Annotated in this window: 17 protein-coding genes, 1 tRNA gene and 1 riboswitch; of the genes, 16 read left to right on the top strand and 2 right to left on the bottom strand. The window is 36.3% G+C overall.

Annotated features, from left to right (window positions below; genetic code table 11):
* Positions 1-255 precede the first annotated feature (255 nt).
* Genes thiO through HXT27_RS04245 form a run of 4 tightly spaced genes read left to right on the top strand, consistent with a single transcriptional unit; the run spans position 256 to position 3,185 of the window.
* The gene (gene thiO / locus HXT27_RS04230; RefSeq protein ID WP_103042944.1) at positions 256-1,326 is read left to right on the top strand and encodes a glycine oxidase ThiO; all 1,071 of its coding nucleotides are present in this window, start codon (positions 256-258) and stop codon (positions 1,324-1,326) included.
* Between the two features lie 38 nt (positions 1,327-1,364).
* A complete protein-coding gene (gene thiS, locus HXT27_RS04235) occupies positions 1,365-1,571 on the top strand; it encodes a sulfur carrier protein ThiS (RefSeq protein ID WP_103042945.1) in 207 nt (68 codons plus the stop codon).
* 49 nt (positions 1,572-1,620) lie between these two features.
* Positions 1,621-2,445 carry a thiazole synthase gene (locus tag HXT27_RS04240; protein WP_103042946.1) on the top strand — a complete coding sequence of 275 codons (825 nt, stop codon included), beginning with the start codon at positions 1,621-1,623 and terminating at the stop codon, positions 2,443-2,445.
* A gap of 8 nt (positions 2,446-2,453) precedes the next feature.
* Positions 2,454-3,185 (top strand): HesA/MoeB/ThiF family protein, encoded by a 732-nt coding sequence (locus HXT27_RS04245; protein ID WP_103042947.1) that lies wholly within the window; start codon positions 2,454-2,456, stop codon positions 3,183-3,185.
* A 4-nt stretch (positions 3,186-3,189) separates the two neighbouring features.
* Here the strand turns inward: HXT27_RS04245 and thiM are convergent, their stop codons facing one another.
* Entirely contained in the window at positions 3,190-4,746 is a 1,557-nt protein-coding gene (thiM, locus tag HXT27_RS04250; protein WP_103043267.1) for a hydroxyethylthiazole kinase, read from the bottom strand.
* Positions 4,741-4,834: riboswitch (TPP riboswitch) on the bottom strand. It overlaps the preceding gene by 6 nt.
* Positions 4,835-5,019: 185 nt before the next feature.
* Between thiM and HXT27_RS04255 the strand changes: the two genes are divergently transcribed.
* From HXT27_RS04255 to glgX, 10 genes are all read left to right on the top strand, one after another.
* A complete protein-coding gene (locus tag HXT27_RS04255; RefSeq protein WP_233186094.1) occupies positions 5,020-7,398 on the top strand; it encodes a VWA domain-containing protein in 2,379 nt (792 codons plus the stop codon).
* Between the two features lie 84 nt (positions 7,399-7,482).
* A complete protein-coding gene (locus HXT27_RS04260; protein ID WP_103042948.1) occupies positions 7,483-8,859 on the top strand; it encodes a glycoside hydrolase family 3 protein in 1,377 nt (458 codons plus the stop codon).
* Between the two features lie 449 nt (positions 8,860-9,308).
* The gene (locus HXT27_RS04265) at positions 9,309-9,932 is read left to right on the top strand and encodes a hypothetical protein (RefSeq protein ID WP_103042949.1); all 624 of its coding nucleotides are present in this window, start codon (positions 9,309-9,311) and stop codon (positions 9,930-9,932) included.
* A gap of 284 nt (positions 9,933-10,216) precedes the next feature.
* Complete coding sequence (locus HXT27_RS04270; RefSeq protein ID WP_233186120.1) at positions 10,217-12,151, top strand: ABC transporter ATP-binding protein; 1,935 nt, start codon at positions 10,217-10,219, stop codon at positions 12,149-12,151.
* 14 nt (positions 12,152-12,165) lie between these two features.
* Positions 12,166-12,939, top strand: coding sequence for an energy-coupling factor transporter transmembrane component T family protein (locus tag HXT27_RS04275; protein WP_075523120.1), 774 nt, complete (start codon positions 12,166-12,168; stop codon positions 12,937-12,939).
* Positions 12,940-13,019: 80 nt separating this feature from the next.
* Complete coding sequence (gene menA / locus HXT27_RS04280) at positions 13,020-14,132, top strand: 1,4-dihydroxy-2-naphthoate octaprenyltransferase (protein ID WP_103042950.1); 1,113 nt, start codon at positions 13,020-13,022, stop codon at positions 14,130-14,132.
* A 261-nt stretch (positions 14,133-14,393) separates the two neighbouring features.
* Complete coding sequence (locus tag HXT27_RS04285) at positions 14,394-15,161, top strand: ANTAR domain-containing response regulator (protein WP_075523118.1); 768 nt, start codon at positions 14,394-14,396, stop codon at positions 15,159-15,161.
* A gap of 69 nt (positions 15,162-15,230) precedes the next feature.
* Positions 15,231-18,401: a DNA polymerase I gene (polA, locus tag HXT27_RS04290; RefSeq protein WP_103042951.1), complete on the top strand. Its 3,171-nt coding sequence runs from the start codon at positions 15,231-15,233 to the stop codon at positions 18,399-18,401.
* A 62-nt stretch (positions 18,402-18,463) separates the two neighbouring features.
* A complete protein-coding gene (locus HXT27_RS04295; protein ID WP_103042952.1) occupies positions 18,464-19,351 on the top strand; it encodes a Nif3-like dinuclear metal center hexameric protein in 888 nt (295 codons plus the stop codon).
* Positions 19,352-19,571: 220 nt separating this feature from the next.
* Positions 19,572-21,689, top strand: coding sequence for a glycogen debranching protein GlgX (glgX, locus tag HXT27_RS04300; RefSeq protein ID WP_075523115.1), 2,118 nt, complete (start codon positions 19,572-19,574; stop codon positions 21,687-21,689).
* Positions 21,690-22,070: 381 nt separating this feature from the next.
* Here the strand turns inward: glgX and HXT27_RS04305 are convergent, their stop codons facing one another.
* Complete coding sequence (locus HXT27_RS04305; RefSeq protein ID WP_075523270.1) at positions 22,071-23,216, bottom strand: ABC transporter permease; 1,146 nt, start codon at positions 23,214-23,216, stop codon at positions 22,071-22,073.
* A 263-nt stretch (positions 23,217-23,479) separates the two neighbouring features.
* On the opposite strand from HXT27_RS04305, the gene HXT27_RS04310 reads away from it, so the two are divergent.
* Both HXT27_RS04310 and HXT27_RS04315 read left to right on the top strand, forming a co-directional pair.
* Positions 23,480-23,556: transfer RNA gene (locus HXT27_RS04310), tRNA-Pro, on the top strand.
* Between the two features lie 311 nt (positions 23,557-23,867).
* A complete protein-coding gene (locus HXT27_RS04315) occupies positions 23,868-24,473 on the top strand; it encodes an ECF transporter S component (protein WP_103042953.1) in 606 nt (201 codons plus the stop codon).
* Positions 24,474-24,484 lie beyond the last annotated feature (11 nt).

Genomic DNA, 24,484 nt, shown 5'->3' on the forward strand with positions numbered 1-24,484 from the left:
TTTTTAATTTGACATACCATTGATTAACGTATTTTTTATAAAAGTGCTAAAATTTTTTCGGTATAGTGATGCAATAATAGACTATATTATTAAGTTTATTTTGTGTGAAGTTCTTATATTAGAGCTTTGAGTTATACTATGCATGGTCTTGAGCTATCAAGACTTTTTATCACGGGAGCTTGTTCTATACAGGCTGAGAGGGCGAAAGCCGACCGGAAACCTGATGCGGGTAATGCCGCCGTAGGAAGGAGTATCATGCGAAATATTCGTATTATTGGTGCAGGTATCATTGGTTTAGCAACAGCGTGGAGACTCACGGAAGCTGGCGTTAAAGTCAGCATTATAGATCCAAATCCAGTTTCTGGCGCTTCTCATCATGCTGCCGGCATGTTAGCTCCTACAGCAGAAATGCAATATCAGCAAGAAGCGTTATATCCACTTATGTTTGAGTCTGCAACAATGTACAAGGAATTAGTTGATTCGGTTGCAAAGTATACTGATAAGCCAACCGGTTACTTAGAGTGCGGATCTTACGTAATTGGTGGCGATGCAGCAGATAACGAGCACGTAAACGAGTTGCTAAATTTGCAGCACCGTTACGGACGTAGAGCTGAGCATATTTCTGTTAGTAAGCTTCGTGAGATTGAGCCTGCTCTTTCGCCAACTATTGCTGGCGCTGTGAGTGTTCCAGATGATCATCAAATAAATCCTCGTCTTTTCACTGCAGCAATGATTGATGCACTTGAAAAGCGCGGAGTTGTGATTGAACGCCGCTCGAGCACTCCAGATGATTTAGGTCCAGATACAGTTTTGGCTTCTGGTTTAGGTGCAAAAGATATGCTTCCGCAGCTTAAGCTTCGCGCTGTTTGGGGAGATATGATTCGAATGACGATTCCGGAGCCATTGCGTCCAATTCTGAGTTCTGTTGTTCGAGGTTTTGTGCACGATCGACCAGTGTATTTAGTTCCTCGCGCTAAAGAAACTGGCGAGCTTGTGCTTGGTGCTACATCTCGTGAAGATGATCGTGATATTCCAAAAGTTGGTGGAGTTCTTGATTTGCTTCGCGATGCAGCAAGCGTGCTTCCTGGTATTCAGGAATGCTCTATTACAGAAGTTACTGCAGGAGGTCGTCCTGGAACTCCAGACGATTTACCATTTATTGGTATTGATCCTAAGACTCATACTACGATTTCTACAGGCTACTTCCGTCATGGAATTTTGCTTACAGCTTTAGGATCTTCTTTAACTACAAAGCTTGTGCTTGAGCAAGAGCTTACAGAAAAGGAAAAGGGATTCTTGGAAAGCTGTGATCCTGCACGTTTTTAGTATTAAATTTTTTAATAGACGTTAATAAAGGTTGAATTATGCAAATCATCGTCAATGGTGAAACTATTCAAGTGCAAGATGGCTTAACAATTGCTGAGCTTATTGCGAAACGATATGGCTCTGATGCGGGTCCTGGCATAGCAGTAGCGATTGGCGATGATGTGCTAACTCGTGCTCAATGGAAATCAACGCTTATATGTGATGGAAATCAAATTGAGATTCTTAGCGCAGTACAAGGCGGATGACTTTAAATAATTTGAGTATCTTTGTAAAAATTTATATAAAAGGCTTAAAATGACAGAAAATAATTCTAAAGACAATGTAGAAGAGAATAGTGATTCATGGCAGCTTTGCGGCAAAACCTTACATTCAAGGCTTTTGCTTGGCACTGGTGGTATGACTAGCATTGACATTATGGAGAAGTCGCTTGTGGCTTCGGGTGCACAAGTCGCAACTGTTGCGCTCCGCCGTCATGCAAAAACTGGAGTTGATATTTACGGCATGTTGCAGCGTCATAATATTAACGTTTTGCCTAATACTGCAGGATGCAAAACTGCTCATGATGCTGTTCTTACTGCAAAAATGGCTCGCGAATCTCTTGGAACCGATTGGATTAAGCTTGAAGTTATTGCAGACGATGATACTTTGCTTCCAGATACTCGTGAAGTTTTGATCGCTGCTGAAAAGCTTGTTGAAGAAGGCTTTAGCGTGCTGTGTTACACGAATGACGATCCAATTGTGGCTCGTAGATTAGTTTCGCTTGGTGTGAAAGCTATAATGCCGGGCGGTGCTCCAATAGGTACAGGGCTTGGAATTTTAAATCCTAGAAATATTGAGCTAATTGTTCAAGAAAGCAATGAATCAAATATTCCTGTGATTTTGGATGCAGGCGTTGGTACTGCTTCAGATGTTGTTAAAGCATTTGAACTCGGATGTTCTGGAGTGCTTCTTGCAAGTGCTGTAACTCGTTGCCAAGATCCTGTGAAGATGGGTTATGCAATGGCTGCTGCAGTGAAAGCTGGAAAGCTTGCTCATGATGCTGGTCGTATCCCTAAGCGTGAACATGCACTTGCTTCTTCTCCTGTTGAAGGTCGCGCTTGGGCTGACTCTGTATTATAAGTGATTAAATGTTGATTGATAAAACTTATGATAACGTGCAGGAGCTTGAGGATGAGCGTACTTGCCGCAACAAGCTCTTGCCGTATTTTACTTATGAGCATCAGAAATTATTGCGTAATGCGAAAGTTTGTATGATTGGCGCTGGAGGGCTTGGTTCTCCATGCTTGCTTTCTCTTGCTGCTGCTGGCGTTGGTGAAATAACTATTTGTGATGATGATGTTGTTGAGCTTTCTAATTTACAAAGGCAAACTTTATACACTGTTAATCAATGCGGAGAATCTAAAGCACAACTTGCTAAAAAGCGTTTGCAAGCTTTATCTCCAGGATTAAAAATAAATCTTGTGTCACGTTTTAATAAAGATAACGCTGAACAACTTGCAAAGAATCATGATTTAATAATTGACGGCTGTGATAATTTTGAAACGCGTTTTTTGATTGCAGATACTGCTTGGAGTGTAGGAACTCCAGAAGTTTACGGTTCTGTGCTCTATTATGAAGGTCAAGTAAGCGTTTTTGTTCCATTTAAAGGTCCAAATTTACGAGATTTGTATCCTTGCCCTCCTCCTGAAGAAATTGTTCCAAAGTCTGCCGTTTTAGGCGCTACTGCAGCTATTATTGGTGCAATGATGGCTACTGAAGCAATAAAGCTTATAACTGGTTTAGGTCGTCCTCTTATCGGGGTTTTAGCTCGTTATAATGCTTTAGATAATTCTTTAAGGCATTTCAAGTTCTCTTCTTGATTTTTTACTTTGTTATTACGTCTTTTAGAGTTTTTGCAACTTCTTTAGGGTTTTTTGCGCGCATAAGTGCAGAAACAGTACATACTCCATCGATTTCGAGATTTCTAATAGGGAATACTGTATTTTCGTGGATTCCTCCGATAGCTAATGTTTTTACACCCATTTTATGAGCTACTTTAGCTACTTCATTAACTCCGTCAATTCCAAGTGGTGGCACATCGTGTTCTTTAGTTGTTGTAGCGAAAGCTGCTCCAATACCTATTACATCTGGAAGAGGTACATCGTGTTCTTTGCACTCTCTATAAGCTTTTTCCATTAAATCAGGTCTTGCACAAGATAATCCAACCATCCATTCTGCAGGAATCTGTTTGCGTGCTTCAACGAATGGCATATCTTTTTGACCTATATGCAAATTAAATCCGAGTTTAGAAGCAACGTTGACTGAATCATCAATGAAAATAGGTACATTTGCATGACGTGATTTTATTAACGCTTTTCTAAGTTTTATAGCTTTAGAAGAAATTGTTGCATCGTCACAATATTTATCTCGTAGTTGTAATACAGTTACTCCGCCTTCTACGCTATCTACAGCTACGTCTTCTTCAGCACGGTTGCTCATTTTAGGATCAGTAACTAAGTACAAAGTCCAATCTGTTGGTTCAATAGTGAACTCTATATTTGTGAGTTCTAGCATTTTTTCAACGCTTAGAGTTGATAATGCGTCAATCCACAAAGTGCGGAATGTTCCTGGTGCTATTGAAAGTTGTTCAGCGTATGATCCTGCAGCTTTAGCGTGAACGTGAGCTGCTACTGTTGCAGCTAATGGTCGTTCTGGGTTTGCTCCAACATAAGCTGCTATTAGTGCTCCAAGAGTGCAACCAGTGCCAACCACTTTTGTCATGATCTTACTTCCGCCTGTTATTCTAGCGAAGCATCCGTGTGCGTAAACTGCGTCTTCTACTCCAGAAATTGATATAACAGACCCGTATTTTTTGGCTAGTTTTCTAGCTGCTTGGATAGCGTTGTCAACTGTATCTTTAGCGTCAACGCCTTTCATATCGCTTTTTATTCCTGAAAGAGCTAGAATTTCAGACGCATTAGCGCGTATAACAGTTGGATTATGTTTTATTATATCTTTTACAAAATTATTTCTAGTTTCTAATGCTTCTAATCCAATTCCAACAGGATCTAAAACCCATGGAGTTCCTGATTCTTCACAACCTTTAATAGAACTGTATATTGCGCGCGATCTTGAATCTTTTTGGAATGTTCCAACGTTTACGAGCACTCCGGATGAGATTTTTGCAATATTATATGATTCTTTCGGATCGCATACCATAATAGGAGATGCTCCTGCTGCTAACAGTGCATTAGCTGTTATGTCTTGCACAATTATGTTTGTTATGCAATGCGTTAAAGGATTATTTTTGTGTACTGTTTCAATACATTTTCTTACGTCATTTATAAACATTCTTTTGCGCGCTTTTTTTGAAAATGATGTATCGAAATATGTATTTTCGTTTTTAATCATGTTTTCGTGTTTGTTATCGTTATTAAGCATTTTATATGATATTCCCTTCGCTAGTTCTAGCTAGATCAGGTTCAACGGGTGTAATCTCAGCGCATTTTGCGCACCCCGAACCGTGATATCACGCGATGTCATGTGATATCTAGATTTTTGATTTTATCGCTTTGGATGTATTTACTGTATTCGAGTTTTATGCATATTTTGATTGATATTGATAATTTGTGTCTATATTTTAATTGTATATAATTGACTTATAGTGTTTATTTTAGGCGTTTTATTTCGTTAAAATACATTGGAGAAGAAGATATGAATTGCTCGAAGTGCGGATATAATAATTCTGAGGATTCTAAATTTTGTGAAAACTGCGGTAATAATCTTGTAAGAAAAGATGATTCAAATTCTAAACCTACATACATTCTAGATCAGCAAAAGTCGTTATCGAATCAGCCGAATTTTAGTAGAACTAATCAATCTACTCAATTTAGTAAGGGTTTAGCGTTTAATAATTCTCCGAATAATCTTTCACGATTCAATAACACTAATATTTCTGCTTCTAGTGGAAATAATAATTTAAATAATAATGATATTAGTTCTAGCAATGTAAATCCTCATACAAATAATCCTCATACAAATAATCTGAATCAGGCTCCGAATCAACCTTTGCATCAACCTTCTTTTGGAAACGGTTCTTCGTCTTCTTCGTCTTCTCAATCTTCTCCATACAGTCAGTCGAATCAATACCAATCTTCACAGTATTCATCTAATCAAGGCTACGGTTATCAGCCTAATTCTCATATGAGTCAACCAGGATCTGGGCAGTCGTCTTATTCTAATTCTTATCAAAATAATGGTTCGTATTCGCCTAATAATTCATATTCAGTTGGGAATAATCCTCAATATTCTAGACCGTATGGCGCTCCTCAATCAAATCCTTCGTCAAATTATCCAACAAGACCTTACGGAAATCCTAAAGGAATTCCTTCAAATAGTGCGTCTTCGTCTGCTGGCGTTCAATCTTCTGCTGGAGTTCCTGCTCAATCGTCTGTGACATCTAGTTCTGTGCCATCTAGCTCTGCATCATCTAGCTCTGCATCATCTAGCTCTTCTGTACCATCTGGTTCTTCGCCGTATTATTATTCGAATTCTCTTAGTTCGACACCTAATGATGCAATGGACTCTGCTATTTCATCTATTGCTAATGGTTTTAAGAATGTTGCTTATGGTACTAAGAATGTGTATTCAAAAATTGTTCTTTGGCCTTTGTGGGTGAAAATCGTATCTGTGATTTGCACGATTCTTATTATTACTGTTCCAGCTGGATTGATTTCCTATTATAATTGGGTAAATCGCTTCCAAATGCCATACGGTAAACTTCGTTCAGCGATTACTCAAAACGTAGCTGATAATTACAAAATAAGAATTGTTGGCTCTGACGTTAGAGATTATCCTCATGTTAAATTGTATTTTTCTGTGACAGATAATACTGGAGAATCTTTGGAGATTGAATCTCCAACTGCAGCTATTAAAGAAAAAGTTGGTAAAGGTTCAGATATTGAACGTAGAATTCGCAATATTGAGCGTATAAAAGACAAGCAAGGCGTTGGCTATGAAATTATGCTCGATAAGTCGTATTCTATGTACAATTCAATGGACATCATGAAAAATACAATGAAAGACTTCGTTAGAGCTCTTAATTATAAAGTTGGAGATAAAGCTGAAGTTATTTCTTTTGATACTTATTTGATGTATATGGCTTCTTATACGAAAGATGAAGATAATCTTCTAAACGGCATAGATAATATGGAGCCTTACGGTAATACTGCTTTATACGATGCTTTGTACACTGGCGTTACTAATGCTTCTAAAAGAATTGGAGCTAATTGCGTTATTGCGTTTACAGATGGCGAAGATAATATGAGCCAGCATAGTATGGATGATGTAATTTCGTTTGCAAAGGATAAAGGTATTCCGATTTATTTGATTGGTACTGCAGATGCGAATACAACTTATTTGCAAACTATTGCTGAACAAACTGGTGGATACTTCTGGAACTTGAAATTTATCAAAGATATGAGCGAGGTTCTTGATCGCATTAAAGCAAACCAAGATAATGTTTATTGTCTTGAATACGATTCTGATTCTTCTGCTGACCCATATGCAGATCGTGTTATTTCTGCTCTTCTTGCTGATTCTAAGCATAGTTATTCTGGCGGAATAGGCGATGATCTTCCGTTTAATCCTATTAGAGGAGAAAAGGTTCAGAAAGCTTCTTACACAGTTCATAAAGGCGATGTTACTTGGACTGAAGCTAACGCTGCGTGTATGCAAGATGGAGCGCATTTAGCAACTATTCCTACTAAAGATGAAGAAGATAAACTTATTCAATTAGCTGAAGAAAATGATATTAAGTATGTTTGGATCGGTGGATATACGTCTGAGCGACCAAATGGAGATGTGTTCGCGCATTGGATAACTGGTGAAAAAACAACTTATACAAATTGGATGCAAGGTGAGCCAAGTCGTAATGATCGAGATGGTTCTCCTGAGTTTTATCTTATGTTGTGGAAAGTTGGGGATCAATGGTCTTGGAATGATGAGAGGGATAATCTTTATAATTCTTCTTATTTGCATGACACTTTTTCCGGCAAAACAGGATACATTTGCAAAGTAGATTCTAAGAATTGATGAGTATTTTAAACTTTTATAAGTTTATAAAAGTTTAAATTATTGATAAGTTTAAGCGCGTAAAATCAAAACGTGGTGGTGAATATGTTTAATTGCAAAGATCCGCGGTCTTCGGCTCACTCGAACCCACGCATAAGACGTGATGCAAATCGCGCAACGCGTGTATGTATGCGGCGTGTTCACAGCTTTTCGTTGCGAAATATATTTATAAGTTTTGTGTCTGTAATTGCAATTATTTCTGTTATATCTGTAATTATTTTTGGCGCTTATAAAATTTATGAAAATAGTTTGCCTAGCGGTTTTAATGCATCTTCGCGAGAAAGTATACTATCTAATTCTAGAGATAAATCTCATAATGCTACAAAAAAATATCGTTTTCGTTTTAATGTTTCAAATGAAGAAGTCGATAAAATACTGAAATCTATGACTCTAGAAGATAAAATTGCTCAAATGTTTATGGTAACTCCTGAACAATTGATTGGTGTGAAGAATGCTGTTACTTCCACAAATAGAGCAACATATAAGAGATTTTACGCGATTCCTGTTGGCGGAATCATGTATAAGTCCGAAAATTTGTTAGATCCAAATCAAACTAAAAATATGATATCTAGTTTTCAATCTTTAAGTCAATCTAGAGTTAGTTTGCCTGCATTGATTTCAGTAGATGAAGAAGGTGGAACTGTAGCTCGTGTTAGTAAAAATCATGCTATGAATGTTAAAGATTCTCCTAATATGAGCGATGTTGGTGCGTCTAAAAAGACTATCAAAGCGTTGCAAATTGGAAGATATATGGGCAAGTATCTTTCTGATCTAGGATTTAATGTTGATTTTGCTCCTGTAGCAGATGTTTTAACTAATCCGAATAATGAACTAATGCGTAAAAGATCATTTGGTTCTGATCCTAATCTTGTAACTAATATGACTTCTGCTTTTACACAAGGATTGCAATCTTCTAATATTTTTGCTACTTATAAGCATTTCCCTGGTCATGGTTCTACTAAAGAGGATTCTCATAAAGGTATTACTATTTCTGATCTTAATGAAAAAGAATTGGAACATGTTGATTTGAAACCATTCAAAGACGCGTCTGAAATTGGAGTGCAATTTATTATGGTTTCGCACGTGTCTTATCCGAAAGTTACAGGCGATAATACTCCAGCGAGCATGTCTGAAAAGATTGTTACAGGTTTAGCTCGTAAAAAGTTGAAGTATGACGGTGTTCTTATATCTGATTCTATGGGTATGGGTGCTATAACTAATTCTTTCTCATCAGGTCAAGCAGCAGTTCAAGGTATTCGTGCTGGATTAGATATGCTTTTGTGCCCTCAAGATCTTTCTGTAGCTTATAAATCCGTATTGAGAGCTGTTCGAAATGGTTCTATAAGTGAGAAACGTATTGACGAGTCTGTTCGCCGTATTATTAGAGTTAAGTTGCATCTTGAATCTTCATCTTTAAATTAGTTATTTTGTTTTGCTTTTTTTGTTTTATTTTTTTGTTTTATTTTATAGTTTTTCAAGTTGTTTTGTTTCGCTATATTTATTTTTTATTCAAATTATATTTGCTTTTGTACGCTTATAGTGTTAGCATCAATGACAACACAAACTTATATCTTATTTGAATTAAGTTTTGTGAATAACCACTGTAAGTGTATGAATTTGGGAGGTAGATATCATGCGTAACATGAATGCTCAATCTCTCGATGTTCGTAGTGCTGTTCGTATGTGGTGGTGGCAGACTTCTCTTTGGCGTAAGTTTACTCTGAAGTTTTAGAAGCTGCACAAATAAAGTAAAGCTTGTAAAGACCTCCGGGTAAACCGGGGGTCTTTTTGTATAACAAGCTTAATTTTCAAAATCACAAAAATTCGATTGCGCTATATTCGCTTATAGAGCATAAACAAGGAGAGAAATCATGGATAACGAAATGAATGAAAAAAATGGAGTTGACGCTAATATTACCAATCCAACAACTTATGACGCATCATCAATGATGCAAAATGTGAAAGTAAAGCATCATGCTTTAGATATTACTTCATTAGTTTTAGTTGCAGTTTTATTTGCTGCAGGATGCATTCTTGATTTTACTGTTGCTAAACCTCTTCGTATTGGAAATATCCAGCCTGAGTTTGTTATTGCTTCCTTCTGCTTGGCGATTTTATTAGTTCGTCCAAAGATTTATCAAGGAGCTATTATTGGAGCCCTTGCTGCAACATTAATTCAACTTAATACTTCGATTCCATTCCTTGAATATGCGTGTGATATTCCTGCTGCAATTATTATGACAGCTATTTTAATTGGATATGTCCATCTCTTCCCAAAGGATGCTGCTCGTAAAGTAAGTGTTTTCCCATTTATTGCTACTTTTGTTACAACAGTAATTTCTGGCTGCATTTTCGCTTCTATTGCTACTTGCTTTATTATGCATTCCCCAGAAATGATAATAGGAATGTTGCCAATTATTTTTGGCACTGCTGCGTTTAATGCTATTATTGTTGAGATTCTTTACACTCCAATAAGGCTTGTATTGCATAAGTAAGTGAATTCAGCTACGTAAAATGCATGTAATTTTATTTGTTATTATTTGTAGGCATAGTGTGCGTAGTTATGAATTAAGCGTAGTTATGAATTAAGCGTAGTTATGAATTAAGCGTGGGTTGGCACTAGCTATGAATGTAGTTAGTGCCAACTTGTGGCGTTGTTTTATGCAAAAATTCGTGTGTTTGTGCGAGTGTGTTAGAGTTGAGAATTGTTATGCAAACAAAAAAAGAAGAGATTTCAGACAATCGCTTACTTGAACGGACGGGACAGCGTAAAGAGATTATGGAAGAAACTCATGATTCCAACAGTGTTAAGCCATTGCTTGAATTAAACGATGTATCTTTTCAATACATTATTCATCGTGATGGAAATAATGAGTCTAAAGATAAGAAACATAATGAAAGTAATCTTAACTTTGCTCTTAATAAAGTAAATCTTAGTATTTATACAGGTGAATTTGTTGGAATTATTGGACCAAGTGGCGCTGGTAAAACAACTCTTGCTTCGCTTTTTTCTGGTGCTATTCCTCATCATTATTCAGGACATCTTTCTGGAACTGTGAATATTGCAGGATATGACACTAATAGTCTTGAACTTACTAATATTGCTTGCTTAATTGGTTCTGTTATTCAAGATATTGACGCTCAAATGGTTGCTGCAAATGTGGAAGACGAGTTGCTTTTTGGTTTAGAAAACTTTTCAGTTCCGCACGATGAAATCCTTCCTCGTATAGAGAATGCTCTTGAAACTGTTGGTATTACTAACTTGCGTAATCGTGATTTAGATACGCTATCTGGAGGTCAGAAGCAGAAGGTTGCTATTGCTGCTATTTTGGCTTTAAAACCTAAAGTTATGGTATTAGATGAGCCAACTTGTGCGTTAGATCCAGTTTCTTCTCGTATGATTTTCGATGTTTTAAGAGATTTGAATAGAAACTTTGGTATTACTGTTGTAGTAATTGAGCAAAAAGTGGCTTTATTAAGCGAGTATTGTAAGCGTCTTATTGTGCTTTCTAAAGGTGAGCTTGTGATGGATGCTCCTACAGGAGTTGCTCTTAAAAATGCTGATTTGCTTAGTGAAGTTGGTATCAATTATCCGCGTACTACTCATCTAATTAAGCAATTGCAAGAGGAACAAATTTGTAGTAATTCTGAGCTTACTGTTGGAGTTGAAGAAACTGTAGATACTATTGTTAAAACTTTGCAATCTGATATTCCTAATACTTCTAATACTTCTGATTCTTCTAATTCTTCTAATACTTTTGATTCTTCTAATATTTCTGAAACTTCTGATGAAAATAATGCAAATATTTTAGAATCTGTTAATGAACTTTCTGACTCTCGCATTATAAAATCTAATAGTTTTGCAAATCCATGCTTATCGCTGAATCATGTGAGTTTTGCTTATACAAATGGTGTTAAAGCTCTTGAAGATGTTTCATTTAATGCAAACAGTGGTGAATTGATTGCGTTAATTGGAAGAAATGGCGCTGGTAAAACAACTATTACAAAGATTATCAACGGTTTATTAAGACCTACAAAAGGTAGTGTAATAATCGATGGAATTGATACTAAAACGCTACGAATCAGTCAAATAGCAAAATATGTATCTACATTATTCCAAAATCCTGATTATCAATTATGCAAAGAAACTGTTCTTGAAGAAGTAGCTTTTAGTTGTAAGTTAATTGGTGAAGATTCTAATCAAGCTCAAGCGCATGCAATGGAAGTTATTGAAAAACTTAATCTTAACCCTCTTGATATTCCGTTCATGTTGTCTCGCGGTCAGCGTCAAATGGTCGCATTGGCTGCAACTGTTGTAACGTGTCCTAAAATACTAGTTCTTGATGAACCGACTTGTGGTCTTGATTATCGCGAATGCGTTCGAATTATGCAAGTAGTTGAAGATTTGCGAGATCATGGATGTTGTGTGATTATGGTTTGCCACGATATGGAAGTAGTACTTGATTACGCAACTCGTCTTATAACAATCAATGATGGGAAACTTATTATTGATGGATGTGCTCGCGATGTTTTTGAAAATCCAGAAGTTACTAAAGCTGCTTCATTATGTCCGCCATTACTTTGTTCTGTTTCTAAAGGTTTAGTTGAGCACGGTTTTAAGCAATGTGATGGTTTATATGTTAGATCTGAACTTGTAGAAGCATTGCGAAACGCTAAATCGCGAATAAATAGAGATTTTAATTGTGAAAAGTAAGGTAGCTGATATTTATGAAAACGAAATTATTGACTTACCAGCATGGAAATACATTTTTTCATAAAGCAAATCCTATTGCTAAACTTGCTCTTGCAACAAGTGCAGTAATAAGTGTGTTTATTGCTCAACAGTATAGTGTTCTTATTGCTTTAATAGTTCTTACATTAGTATCAATAGCTTGTTCACATATTTTCTCTTCTATGCTTACTCTTATTAAAGCTGTTATTGTATTCACTCTTGTTATGTTTATTATGCAAACAATTGTTATGCAAAAAGGTCACTATATATTTTTATGGTTTACTCAAAGTGGTGTTGATATTAGTGCAAAATCTTCTTTAAAACTATTTTGCTTTGCATTGCCTTTAGTTAGCGTTTTTAATGTAACTAAATTAAACGATCTTGCAAATTCTATAGTTCAATATTTGCATATTCCATATTGTTATGCGTTTACGATTACTACTGCTGTTCGTTTTGTGCCAATTTTCGCACAAGAAATGTCTGCTATTAGTGAAGCTCAAACTGCTAGAGGAGTCGAGTTTGATACGAAGAATCCTTTTAAAAAGTTAATACTTATGGCTCCTTTAATTGTGCCTTTAGTTATAACTTCTGTGCGCAAAGCAGATTCGTGTGCTTTAGCTGCAGAACATAGGGGATTTTATCTTAGAAATAGCGCATCTTCATATTATAAATATTCATTCACTTGGCGCGATTTGATTATATTTACTATTTCTGTGATTCTTCTTGTTGCTCCTATACTTATTTCGTGTTTCGCTCCATACATAGTGTGATGCAAGTTCTTAGTATGTGTAAATCTGAATATAGGTTGTTTTAACATTCAAGCGTTTTGTTAAAAGCATTGAGGTGTGTAATGAATAATATTAAGTTTTGGATTAAAGGCGCTCGCATATACACGCTTCCTATTGGCTTAGTTCCAGTTGTTATGGCTGGTGTTGTGGCTTTAAGAGTAGTTAGAAATTCATATTGTTTTATTAGTTCAACTAATGTTTTTAGGTTAATAATACAATTCATACTTTGTATCGGTATCGCGCTTTTCTTGCAAATATCTGTTAATTACGCTAATGATTATTGCGATGGCATTAAAGGTTTGGATGATAATCGCAATTTGCGAAATACAGTCAATAATGATTTTCAAGAGAAGAATAAGTCATCATTATGCGATGTTTCTTGGAAGTTAGCTGATGCTGGTATTACAAGACATCAAGTTCGTAACGCTATGATTATTTGCGCATTATGCGGATGCTTATGCGGTTTGATTGCTGTTGTTATCTCAGGATTATGGTCGTTTATTTTAATAGGTATCTTATGTTTAGCTTCAGCATGGTTTTATGCAGGAGGTAAACATCCGTATGGATATTACGGTTTTGGGGAAATAAGCGCATTTACATTTTTTGGACCTGTTGCATTCATTGGAACTTTATGCATTATTTTTTATGGAATTGGAATTTCAAATCATATTGTTATAAATTCTCCGCTTTCTTCTTTTGCATGTGTTGCAATGTCTTTTATTCCAGGAGGTTGTTCTGCATGCTTAATGATGATTAACAATCTTAGAGATATAAATGTAGATAAAAATCACGGAAAGCTAACTGCAATGGTGCGAATTGGTGAAAAAGCAGGGCAGACCTTGTGCTCTTATGTAGTAGTTATGGTATTAGTTTTTATGACTTTTTATTCTGTTGCTAGTTTGATTTTCCCATCTTTTATGCCATCTGTTTGGCATTTTGGAGTTAATTTTAAAGACGGATTGATTCAAGGTTTCGCGTTTAATACTTTTAGATTATGTTTATTTATATCTCAATGTATTTTGCAATTAGCTGTTCTTGCAATTATGTTCATTAAAGGAATTTCATTGATACGAGTATTGCATAAAAGCGATTACAAACGTGCTTTTCCATTATGCGTTAGTGTATCTATGTTAACTGCAATATCTACATTGTTATCTTTGTTATCTATTTTGTGATATCTTTTGTGATATCTTTTGTGATTATAAAAATTACTTTTACTGCCTTAACTTTTTATATAAAAGCGTTGCCACTTGCGCGTCTTATACATGCTTATATGTACGATTGATACTCACGAACGTTGTGCGCGTTATGCCTGAATTGGGTAAAAATTACACATACTACCGTGTGGTATATGTGAATGAAGTGTTTGTTGGCATGCGCTCGCTAAAAGATACACGGCGGTGTTGCCTAAAGTTGGGCAAGGAAATGAGGTTTGTATGTCTGAATTACGTGATGGTGAAGCATCTGGCGAAATGCCTGTGGTGCTTACTGATGAGGAGCTTAAAGCCGCTGCTAATGAAAATCCTAGTGAAGAATCTAATGTAGATGATGGAATGCGCACTGTAGTTGTTGCAGAAGATGAAGCTGTTAATCGCATGGATTTAGTCGCAATGCTTGAAGACAATGGTTACAAAGTAGTTGGTCAAGCTGCTAACGGTGAAGAGGCAATTGAATTAACTCGTAAACATCATCCGGATGTTGTTTGCATGGATGTTAAAATGCCGGTTGTTGATGGTATTCAAGCTGCAGCTACTATTTGCGATGAAAATATTGCTCCAGTTGTTATGCTTACTGCATATTCTCAAACTGATTTAGTTAAGAAAGCAACAGGCGCAGGTGCTATGGCTTATGTTACTAAGCCTTATGAGGAGTCTAAACTTCTTCCTGCATTAGAAGTTGCTATGGGTCGTTTTGGTGAAATCAATGATTTGCTTGATAGCGTTGAGCGTACAGAAACTCAGCTTCATGATACTGAAGATCAGTTGCGTGCAACTGTTGAAAAGCTTAAGAAAGCTGAAGATACTCTTGAAGAGCGTAAGCTTGTAGATAGAGCTAAAGGCATGCTTATGGATAAAGCTGGGTTCTCTGAGCAAGGAGCTTTCCGTTGGATTCAAAAGACTTCTATGGATCAGCGTATTCCTAAGAAGCGTCTTGCTATGGCAATTATCGCGAAATATAGCGATGATAAGCCATCTGAAGAGTAGTGATATTTTTTGTTATTTTATTTTTAAAAATAAGTTATAGTTATACGGAATGTAGGTGAGTGGTCAACAGTGAATTCCAACATCGTCGAACCTTCAGATAGAAAGAACGAGAAAGGGACGTTGCTGGTTGTTGATGGCCATTCGCTTGCGTTCCGTGCTTTTTTTGCTATACCTTCAGAAAAATTTGTAACTCGAGATGGTCAGTCAACAAATGCTATTTGGGGATTCATGACCATGCTTTCGACTGTTATTGAATCAGAAAAGCCAAATAAATTAGCGATTGCTTTTGATGTTAAAGGTGGAACTTTTAGAAATAAAATGCTGCCTCAATATAAAGGCACGCGAGATGCTGCTCCAGAAGAGTTGATTTCTCAATTTCCAATTTTGCAAGAATTATTGAAGTCTTTAGGTGTTGTTTACGTAGAAAAGTCCGGATTTGAAGGTGACGATATTATTGCAACAATTGCTACGATGGGTGAAAAGGATAATTATCGAACTTTAGTTTTATCTGGAGATCGAGATGCTTTTCAATTGATCGATGATCATATTACAGTGTTGTATCCTGGTCAGCATTTCAAAGATTTGAAACATATGAATGCTGAGGAAGTGTTTAATAAATATCAAGTTTTTCCTAATCAATATCCTGATTTAGCAGCATTGCGTGGTGAAAAATCCGATAATATTCCTGGTGTTCCTGGAGTTGGTGATGGTTATGCTGCTAAATGGATAAATCAGTTTGGTGATTTAGAAAGTATTTTTGCGCATGCTGATGAAATTACTGGTAAAAGAGGTGAAGCTTTACGAGATAATATTGAGCAAATCCGTTTGAATCGTAAAGTTAATGCACTTGTTAGAAATGTAGATTTAGATATAAAAATTGACGATTTAAGTTATGGTGCGGTTGATGCTTCTAAATTAGGTTCTATTCTTTCTCGTTTGGAATTTGGTGAGAATAAGAAGCGAAAAATAATGCGTGTGTTCAATTATAATAAAAAAGATTTGGACGACGACATGTATACTATGCTTCATGCTTCGCAAGATAATTATTCTAAAGAATCTACAAGTAGTAATTCTAGTAGTTCTAGTAATTCTAGTAATTGTGATTCAAATAAAGCTTTCGAGAATTCAAATTATAGCGAATTAGACAATTTAGAAGATGAGATTGACAAATGTGAAGTTACTAATATAACTTCTGTTAAAGATGTAAATGATTGGTTTAATTCTGTTTCGGATTATCTGGATTCCCAGTTGAATTCTCAGCTGGATTCTGATAATAATGAGAAAAATATTAAATGTCCGCTTGTGCTTTATGCAAATGAAACTCAGCATGATAATTATAATGGTGTCCCTCGTGCGGACTCTCTTGTAATTATGGTAGATTCTAAAGTTGCTGTTATTAAATTGCAATCTTCGCAATTACTTTTCTTGTCTAATTTGCTGAGAAATAATGTAGATTCTAGCGGAAATAATATTTGTGATTCTTCATCTAATTTGCACAAAGCGACTGAACTTTCTAGTGATTCTTCTGCTAACGCGCATAATAGTGACCATAATGATAGTTCTTCTAATAAGAAAACAATTTTGCTAATATTTGATGCTTTGCGATCATATATACGAAAATATTCTTCGTTAGTAGTTCTTCATGATTATAAAAAACATTTAGCATTATTAAGATTCCTAACAGTTATTGATTCTTCAAATGATTTCACTCCTGCGATGGATACTCGTTTAGCTGCTTATCTTGTTGAGCCTGATTCAAAGTCAGAAACTATTGAAGGAGTTGTAAAACACTTTTTTGGCGTTGAGATTGAAGCGTCTAACGAAACAGTAGCTACTAAGCAAGGTGAATTAGATATTCTTCTTGATACAGATTCTGCTGATTTAGAACAGCAATCAGTACAAGAATCAGATAGTTTTAAACAACTTATTACTAAAGCTATTCTTATTCGTGCGTTATTTACGTATTTTACGCCAATTCTTAGCGAACGTAAGCAAACATCATTGATGTTAAACCTTGAAATGCCAATTTCTAGAGTTCTTAGAAGAATGGAAGATTGCGGTGCTGCTGTAGATATGAATCGCTTAATTGAGATGCGTGATCAATTTGTTTCTGATTCGCAATTGGCTCAAAATATCGCGTGGGATATTGCAGGTAAGCATGTTAATTTGCAAAGCCCTAAGCAAGTGCAACAAATCCTTTTCGAAGATATGGCATTAAAGCCAACTCGTCGTACTAAAAGTGGATCTTTAACTACAAATGCTGAAGCTCTTCAAGAATTGTATGCGAAAATAGATCCTGATGAGCCAGCTAGCCAATTTTTAGGAGCTTTACTTAAGCATCGTGAAACTAATAAGTTGAAGCAAATTGTTCAAAGTCTTATAGATGCAGCTCATTATAAAGATGGCAGAGTTCATACTACCTATGAGCAAACTATTGCAGCTACAGGTCGTTTAAGTTCAGTAGATCCAAATTTGCAAAATATACCTAATCGTAATGCTCAAGGTCGTGAAATTCGCGCTGCATTCGTTTCAGGTGAAGGTTATGAATCGCTTATGAGTTGCGATTATTCGCAAGTGGAATTGCGTATTATGGCTCATGCTTCTAAAGATGAATCTTTAATTAAAGCATTTTGTTCTGGTGTTGATTTCCATAGATACGTAGCAAGTATGGTTTATTCAATTCCTATGGATGAAGTCACTTCTGATCAGCGTACTCATGTTAAAGCTATGAGTTATGGTTTGGCTTATGGTTTAAGCACTTATGGTTTAGCGAAACAGCTTTCTATTGCTCCAAGAGAAGCATTGGTGTTGAAAAATAAGTATTTTGCTACTTTTGGTAAAGTTCATGATTATTTGGAATCTTTAGTAGATAAAGCTCGTTGCCGTGGATATACAGAAACTATGTTTGGTAGAAGAAGATATTTCCCTCAATTACATTCTAAAAATCGTGTTCTTCGTGAATCTGCTGAGCGTGCTGCTTTGAATGCTCCTATTCAAGGAACTGCTGCAGATATTATGAAAATGGCGATGATTAAAGTAGATAATGATTTGCGTGAAAACGGAGTTTTAAGTCGAGTTATATTGCAAATACACGATGAACTTGTTCTTGAAATAGCTCCCGGAGAGTTAAAACAAGTTGAAAATATTGTTCGTAATGCTATGGAACATACTGTTGATTTGAGTGTTCCTCTAAGTGTTTCAACAGGTGTAGGTTCTGATTGGCAATTGGCTGCTCACTAATTTATATAGTTGTTTAATATTGGAAGACTAAGAAACGCTAAAAGATAGAAAAAGAGAAAATTATGGCGTCATTATTTCAAACAGTACAAGCGTTAGAATCGCTTTACCCTCTTGAATTTGCTGAATCTTGGGATGAGCCTGGACTTATTGTTGGAGATATGTCTGCATCTGTTAAACGTATTGTATGCGCAGTTGATCCTACTTTAGAAGTTGTTAAGCGCGCGTGCAATATGGGTGCTGATTTATTAGTAACTCATCATCCTCTATTTTTCCGTGCTGTACATGAAGTTTCTGGTCGTTCAGTACGTGGTGAAATTGTTCGTAATCTTGTAGAAAATCATTGCGGATTATGGGTTGGTCATACTAACGCTGATTGCGCTTACAGGGGAGTTGCGCATGCTGCAGCTGATTCTTTAGGTTTGTTTAATCAACATCCTCTAGTTTTTCAAACGAAAGATTCTAATGGTAATGAAGTTGGATTAGGAAGAATCGGAGAATTAGATAGTCCAGTTAGCTTGAGTGAATTTGCTAATAGAGTGTTTAATGCAATACCTCATAGTGAAGTTGGAATACAAGTTTGTGGCGATACTGATGCTCAAGTTTCTAAAATAGCAGTTTTGCCTGGGTCTGGGGATTCGTTATTTAATGAAGTTAGAGCAAGTGGTGCAGATGTATATGTTACAAGTGATTTGCGCCATCATCCTGCTCTTGATGCTATAGAGCAAGCTCGTTACGAGTTTTCGTTGCGTAAAAATTGTGGATTATTGGATTCATGTGATTCTAATTTTAAGCCTATGCTCATTAATACTGCTCATAGTGCAATAGAGTCATTGTGGTTTAACTATGCTGTTGAAGACATATCTAAAGCTGTTGAATCTATTTGCGGTAGTGCTCCTCAAGTTGTTTTGCTTAAAGAGTCTACAGATCCGTGGAATTATGTAATTCACTAGTTTTAGCGTGTTTATAGTTACTTCTATGTAGCTTTTTGCGTTTTAGTTTGTTTTAATTACATAAATTTTATTGATAAATTTCTGAAACAACACGCAAAATAAGGCTGTTTATAAACAAAAATTTGCACAATAAAAGTATTTTTAGCGTATTCTTTATACTTTTCTAAAGAAACGCTAATATATTCATGAAACTTGCAAAAATATATGCGATACTTAGATTATGCAGATTAGACCAGGTTCTATGTACCCGCTTGGTGCCACGTATGATGGCGCGGGTGTGAATTTCGCGCTATTTTCAGAAGTAGCAAAGCGTGTTGAATTATGTTTGTTTGATGAGCAAGATAATGAAACTCGTATTGATATTGCAGAACAAAATTCATATGTGTGGCACACTTACATATCGGGTGTTCAGCCTGGTCAACGTTATGGGTATCGCGTTCATGGACCGTACGATCCAGCGCACGGATTGTGGTGTAATCCAAACAAGTTACTTCTGGATCCTTATGCGAAAGCTATCGAGGGTAATATTGACGGAGATGAAAGCCTATTTTCTTATTGGTTTAATAATCCAGACGATATTACAGCAATGAACACTTTAGATTCTGCATCTCATACAATGAAGGCTGCAGTAATCAATCCTTACTTTGATTGGGGTAATGATCAGCACCCTATGATTCCTTACCATGACTCAGTTATTTATGAAGCTCATGTTCGTGGTATGACTAATTTAGATCGTCAAGTTCCTCCGGAAATTCGTGGAACTTATGCTGGCTTGGCTCATCCAACTGTTATTAGTTATTTGAAGAAATTAGGTGTTACTGCTATAGAGTTAATGCCTATTCATCAATTTGTAAATGACTCATTCTTGCAAAATAAAGGTTTGAGTAATTATTGGGGATATAACACAATTGGATTCTTTGCTCCGCAAAATTCATACTCTAGCTCTGGTCAGCGCGGAGAACAAGTTAATGAATTTAAAGCAATGGTTAAGGCTTATCATGCTGCTGGTATGGAAGTAATTCTCGATGTAGTTTATAACCATACTGCTGAAGGTAATGATAGAGGTCCAACTTTAAGTTTCCGTGGTATTGACAATCGTGCTTATTACCGTTTGGTTGACAACGATCAAAGACATTACTTTGATACTACTGGAACAGGTAATTCTCTTCTTATGCGCTCGCCTAAAGCTTTGCGTTTGATTACTGATAGTTTACGTTATTGGGTTACTCAAATGCATGTAGACGGTTTCCGATTTGATTTAGCTGCAACTTTGGCTCGCCAATTCCAAGAGGTTGATAAGCTTTCAGCGTTCTTCGATATTATTGAGCAAGATCCAATTATTTCAAGTGTTAAGCTTATTGCTGAGCCGTGGGATATTGGAGTTGGGGGATATCAAGTTGGAGGATTCCCTCCAAGTTGGTCTGAGTGGAATGGAAGATATCGCGATTGCGTTCGCGATTTTTGGCGTTCTCAGCCTTCAACACTGCCTGAGTTTGCTAGCCGTCTTATGGGAAGCTCAGATTTGTATGAGCAAAATGGACGAAAGCCTGTTGCTTCTGTGAACTTTATTACTGCTCATGATGGTTTCACTATGAATGATTTAGTGAGCTATAACGAGAAACATAATGAAGCAAATAAAGAAGGCAATAATGATGGTGCTAACGATAATCGCTCTTGGAATTGCGGTGTTGAAGGACCAACAAGTATACACGATGTAAATGATCTTCGTCAGCGCCAAATGCGTAATCTATTTTCAACTTTGTTAATGAGTCAGGGCATTCCTATGATTTGTGCTGGCGATGAGATTATGCGTACTCAAAATGGTAATAATAATGCATATTGTCAGGATAACAGTATTTCTTGGATGAATTGGGAAGTGAATGAAACTCAACAAGAAATGTTTGATTTCGTTTCGAAACTAATTCATTTGAGATTGGATCATCCTGTATTGCATCGTCGTAGATTCTTTACTGGTCGTCAAGCGGATGATGATGTTTCAGAAATTCCGCAAGTTGAGTGGTTTGATCACACCGGTGTTGTTATGGATATGCATGCGTGGACTAATACTCACGCGTTGTCGGTTATGATCTATTTGAATGGTTCAGATATTCCAGAAACTGACTGGTATGGACGGAGAATGGTAGATAATGACTTCATATTGATTTTTAACGCACATTATGAGCCTATTACATTCACTTTGCCAGATAAAAGATATGGTGAAAAATGGACTTTAGTTGTTGATACTAATAATCCTAAAGGTCCACAATTGCATTATGAATCTGGTTTTAATATCGTTGCACATTCAAGGAGTTTTTTGCTTTTGATGAGCGAGAAGTAGAGCGTCAAATAACGTATACGTTTGTTTACAGAATATGACTGTTGTTGTGAAGCGTGGAAAATACTTACCTCACAGGAGCTTCAACTTTTTACGTTCGTTTAAATGTTGTTGCTTGTAATAGTAAAAGTTAGATTTTAGGTTACTTTAGTTTTATAAAGAGTTTGGATTAGGTGCAACTTTTTTAAATACCGTTTCGCTTTTTATTGTTCGTTAAGTTTTTTCCACGCCTCACTAGTACATGATGAGTGCGAAATTACATTGTCAGCAAGCTTATACGTAGTTTTACAAAACTCATCATTTTGATTGCTAGTCAAAAAGTGTATAAAAATTATTTCGCAAACAATCACATAGTTGAAACATAATGCGTAGAATCTTTGTATTTTACGCATTATGTTTATTTTGTGAATATGAGTTACCTTGTATTCTGTCGCTTTGTAGTGCTGCAACTTGTCGAGAAAATACTATAATCCATCCTAAAAATAGAAGGCATGATAGTGCTTCAACATTTGTTAGAGTGTTGTGCCCATTTAACCATTGAGTTCCAGCTAATGAAGTAATAATTATTGCTAAATCGGATGCTATATAAAAAGTTCTTGAAAGCTGCGGTGCTAGCCATGGAAGTCCAATAAGAACTGCTCCTACTAATAGTGTTACACCGCGAGCGCATAAATCGTGTATGAATGGGTGAGGAGTATATCTAAATGTTCCAATTCCTATGAATGCTATTCCTCCAAGAATCAGTAGGGTAGCCATAATGCTAGTGCGAATATAAAAATATTTTATAGGATGATCTTTATGATTATTGCATTTGTTGTTTGTTTGTTCGTTTAGCTCATCTTGTGTTTGTGTATCTGATTGTATTTTGTTTTTAAGAGTGTGTTGAGCTTCTATGAATTCTTCAATTGCGAAGTAACTTGTAATAATAATGCAAATTCCAGCCAATATTAGTGTTGCGTTAAACATGCTAGCTGCAAATGTTGTTCGATCTCCTAATTGTGAAAAATTATTGTTATACCAGTATGGATCATCTGATGTTAGTCCAGCTGTTGCTGCTCCTGAGATAACAAAAATAGGTAATAATGATGCAACGGTTTTTGCTTCTAATAGTTCAGCTTGCACTAGTGTTGCGTATCCTACTATTCCTGAAAGACCTGAGCAAAGTATAGGAAGATAACTGTTGACAACTGCTCGTCCTACAATGCTATTGATTATTGATAGTAGTGCGAAAGACATGAGAAACATTGTTGCGCCGTAAATAGTTGATAATGCGCTTATTTCAAAAGTGTTTTTTATGATTTTTATTAAGCGTTTTTTGTCGAATTCTCCATGAGTGCGTAAATATCCTACTATGAAAGCTCCCATGCTGCATATTGCGACTGTGCCTGAGGCAACTGTGAATAAACGTTGGCTTACTTGCCAAATGGCTGGCATAGTACCCATGTAAATATACATGATAGCTATAGCTAGTATTGCGCAGACTAGGAATGATATAAGACCTGCTGCTTCTGCGCGTTGGAATTTACCCATCATTTAACCTTTCTTGTTTCATGTATATTGTATTAGTGCGTGTTGAAATGCTGTTTAGTGTTTGGGTTTGTTTAGTGTTTGGGTTTGTTTAGTTTGTTAGAATTATTCGTATATAAAACGAGTTTTAATAAGACGTGTTTTAAACACATATTGGAAATATATTTTTATAATTTATATATTTACAGCGTGTCGCATTTGTGTTGAGCGATGATTTGCGCTACACTAATCACTTGTGCTTGGAACTGGATTTCAGTTAAAAGCATCGGGGTGTAGCGCAGTTTGGTAGCGCGCCTGCTTTGGGAGCAGGATGTCGCAGGTTCGAATCCTGTCACCCCGACCATCAGTAAAGCCTAGGTGTGAAGCCTAGGTTTTATTATTTCTTTCACAATATATTTGATTTTTGCTTATAATCAGATTTTTTGACGTACGTCTTTTAATATGTCTTACTAACGTGTAATGTTGTAGTGTTAGGCTTTCGCAATTATAGATTTTTGCGTTCGCCTTGTTTATAAAAATATTGACTCGGGAGCCGCAAGGCTGAGAGGAAGCATTAGCTTCGACCGATTGAACGTGAGCTAAGCAATATTAGCAACGGAAGTCGCTCTTTTCCCGTGCCCAAATCTATTTATTTTAGAAAGAAAGGCACTTATTATGGTTGATACTTCAGTATCTAAGCATTCTAATCATTGGCGTGTTATTGACATTGTTATAGCCGCTATTATCGCAGTTGCGTCTGGCGTATTGTTCTGGGCTTGGGACATTGTCTGTGCAGCTCCTATTGGTTTTTGTGCAAGTCTTTTGCCTGGCGCTGAAGGTTTGTGCAAAGGTTTTTGGCTGTTTGCTGGTCCTTTAGCTGCATTGATTGTTCGTAAGCCTGGTGCTGCTTTGTTTGCAGAAACACTTGCTGCATTTGTTGAACTTTTATTAGGCTGCCAGTGGGGTGTTGGTTCATCTTTAATTATTGGAATTATACAAGGAATCGGAGCAGAACTTGCTTTTATCTTCTTCTTGTATAAGTCTTGGAATTTTCTTACAGTGTCTATTTCTGGAGCTTTAGCTGGCTTAGCTTGCTTCTCATATAACTGGTTAGTCAAAGGACAAAAATGGAATGCACAATATGCTTTAGCAAATGTTGTTACTTCTATTATTTCAGGATTGATCATTGCTGGCATTCTTATGTGGGTTGTACAAAAAGCATTAGCTGCAACTGGTGTGCTTGATCGTTTTGAATCTGGACGTCCTCAAGCTTTAGTTTGATTAAGTGTCAA

Source organism: Gardnerella bivia (assembly GCF_049262715.1).
In the GTDB taxonomy this organism is placed as follows: Bacteria; Actinomycetota; Actinomycetes; order Actinomycetales; family Bifidobacteriaceae; genus Bifidobacterium; species Bifidobacterium vaginale_A.

Coding starts and splice junctions, on each gene's coding strand:
- thiO (WP_103042944.1), top strand. CDS start 256: ATGCGAAATATTCGTATTATTGGTGCAGGTATCATTGGTTTAGCAACA.
- thiS (WP_103042945.1), top strand. CDS start 1,365: ATGCAAATCATCGTCAATGGTGAAACTATTCAAGTGCAAGATGGCTTA.
- HXT27_RS04240 (WP_103042946.1), top strand. CDS start 1,621: ATGACAGAAAATAATTCTAAAGACAATGTAGAAGAGAATAGTGATTCA.
- HXT27_RS04245 (WP_103042947.1), top strand. CDS start 2,454: ATGTTGATTGATAAAACTTATGATAACGTGCAGGAGCTTGAGGATGAG.
- thiM (WP_103043267.1), bottom strand. CDS start 4,746: ATGCTTAATAACGATAACAAACACGAAAACATGATTAAAAACGAAAAT.
- HXT27_RS04255 (WP_233186094.1), top strand. CDS start 5,020: ATGAATTGCTCGAAGTGCGGATATAATAATTCTGAGGATTCTAAATTT.
- HXT27_RS04260 (WP_103042948.1), top strand. CDS start 7,483: ATGTTTAATTGCAAAGATCCGCGGTCTTCGGCTCACTCGAACCCACGC.
- HXT27_RS04265 (WP_103042949.1), top strand. CDS start 9,309: ATGGATAACGAAATGAATGAAAAAAATGGAGTTGACGCTAATATTACC.
- HXT27_RS04270 (WP_233186120.1), top strand. CDS start 10,217: ATGGAAGAAACTCATGATTCCAACAGTGTTAAGCCATTGCTTGAATTA.
- HXT27_RS04275 (WP_075523120.1), top strand. CDS start 12,166: ATGAAAACGAAATTATTGACTTACCAGCATGGAAATACATTTTTTCAT.
- menA (WP_103042950.1), top strand. CDS start 13,020: ATGAATAATATTAAGTTTTGGATTAAAGGCGCTCGCATATACACGCTT.
- HXT27_RS04285 (WP_075523118.1), top strand. CDS start 14,394: ATGTCTGAATTACGTGATGGTGAAGCATCTGGCGAAATGCCTGTGGTG.
- HXT27_RS04295 (WP_103042952.1), top strand. CDS start 18,464: ATGGCGTCATTATTTCAAACAGTACAAGCGTTAGAATCGCTTTACCCT.
- glgX (WP_075523115.1), top strand. CDS start 19,572: ATGCAGATTAGACCAGGTTCTATGTACCCGCTTGGTGCCACGTATGAT.
- HXT27_RS04305 (WP_075523270.1), bottom strand. CDS start 23,216: ATGGGTAAATTCCAACGCGCAGAAGCAGCAGGTCTTATATCATTCCTA.
- HXT27_RS04315 (WP_103042953.1), top strand. CDS start 23,868: ATGGTTGATACTTCAGTATCTAAGCATTCTAATCATTGGCGTGTTATT.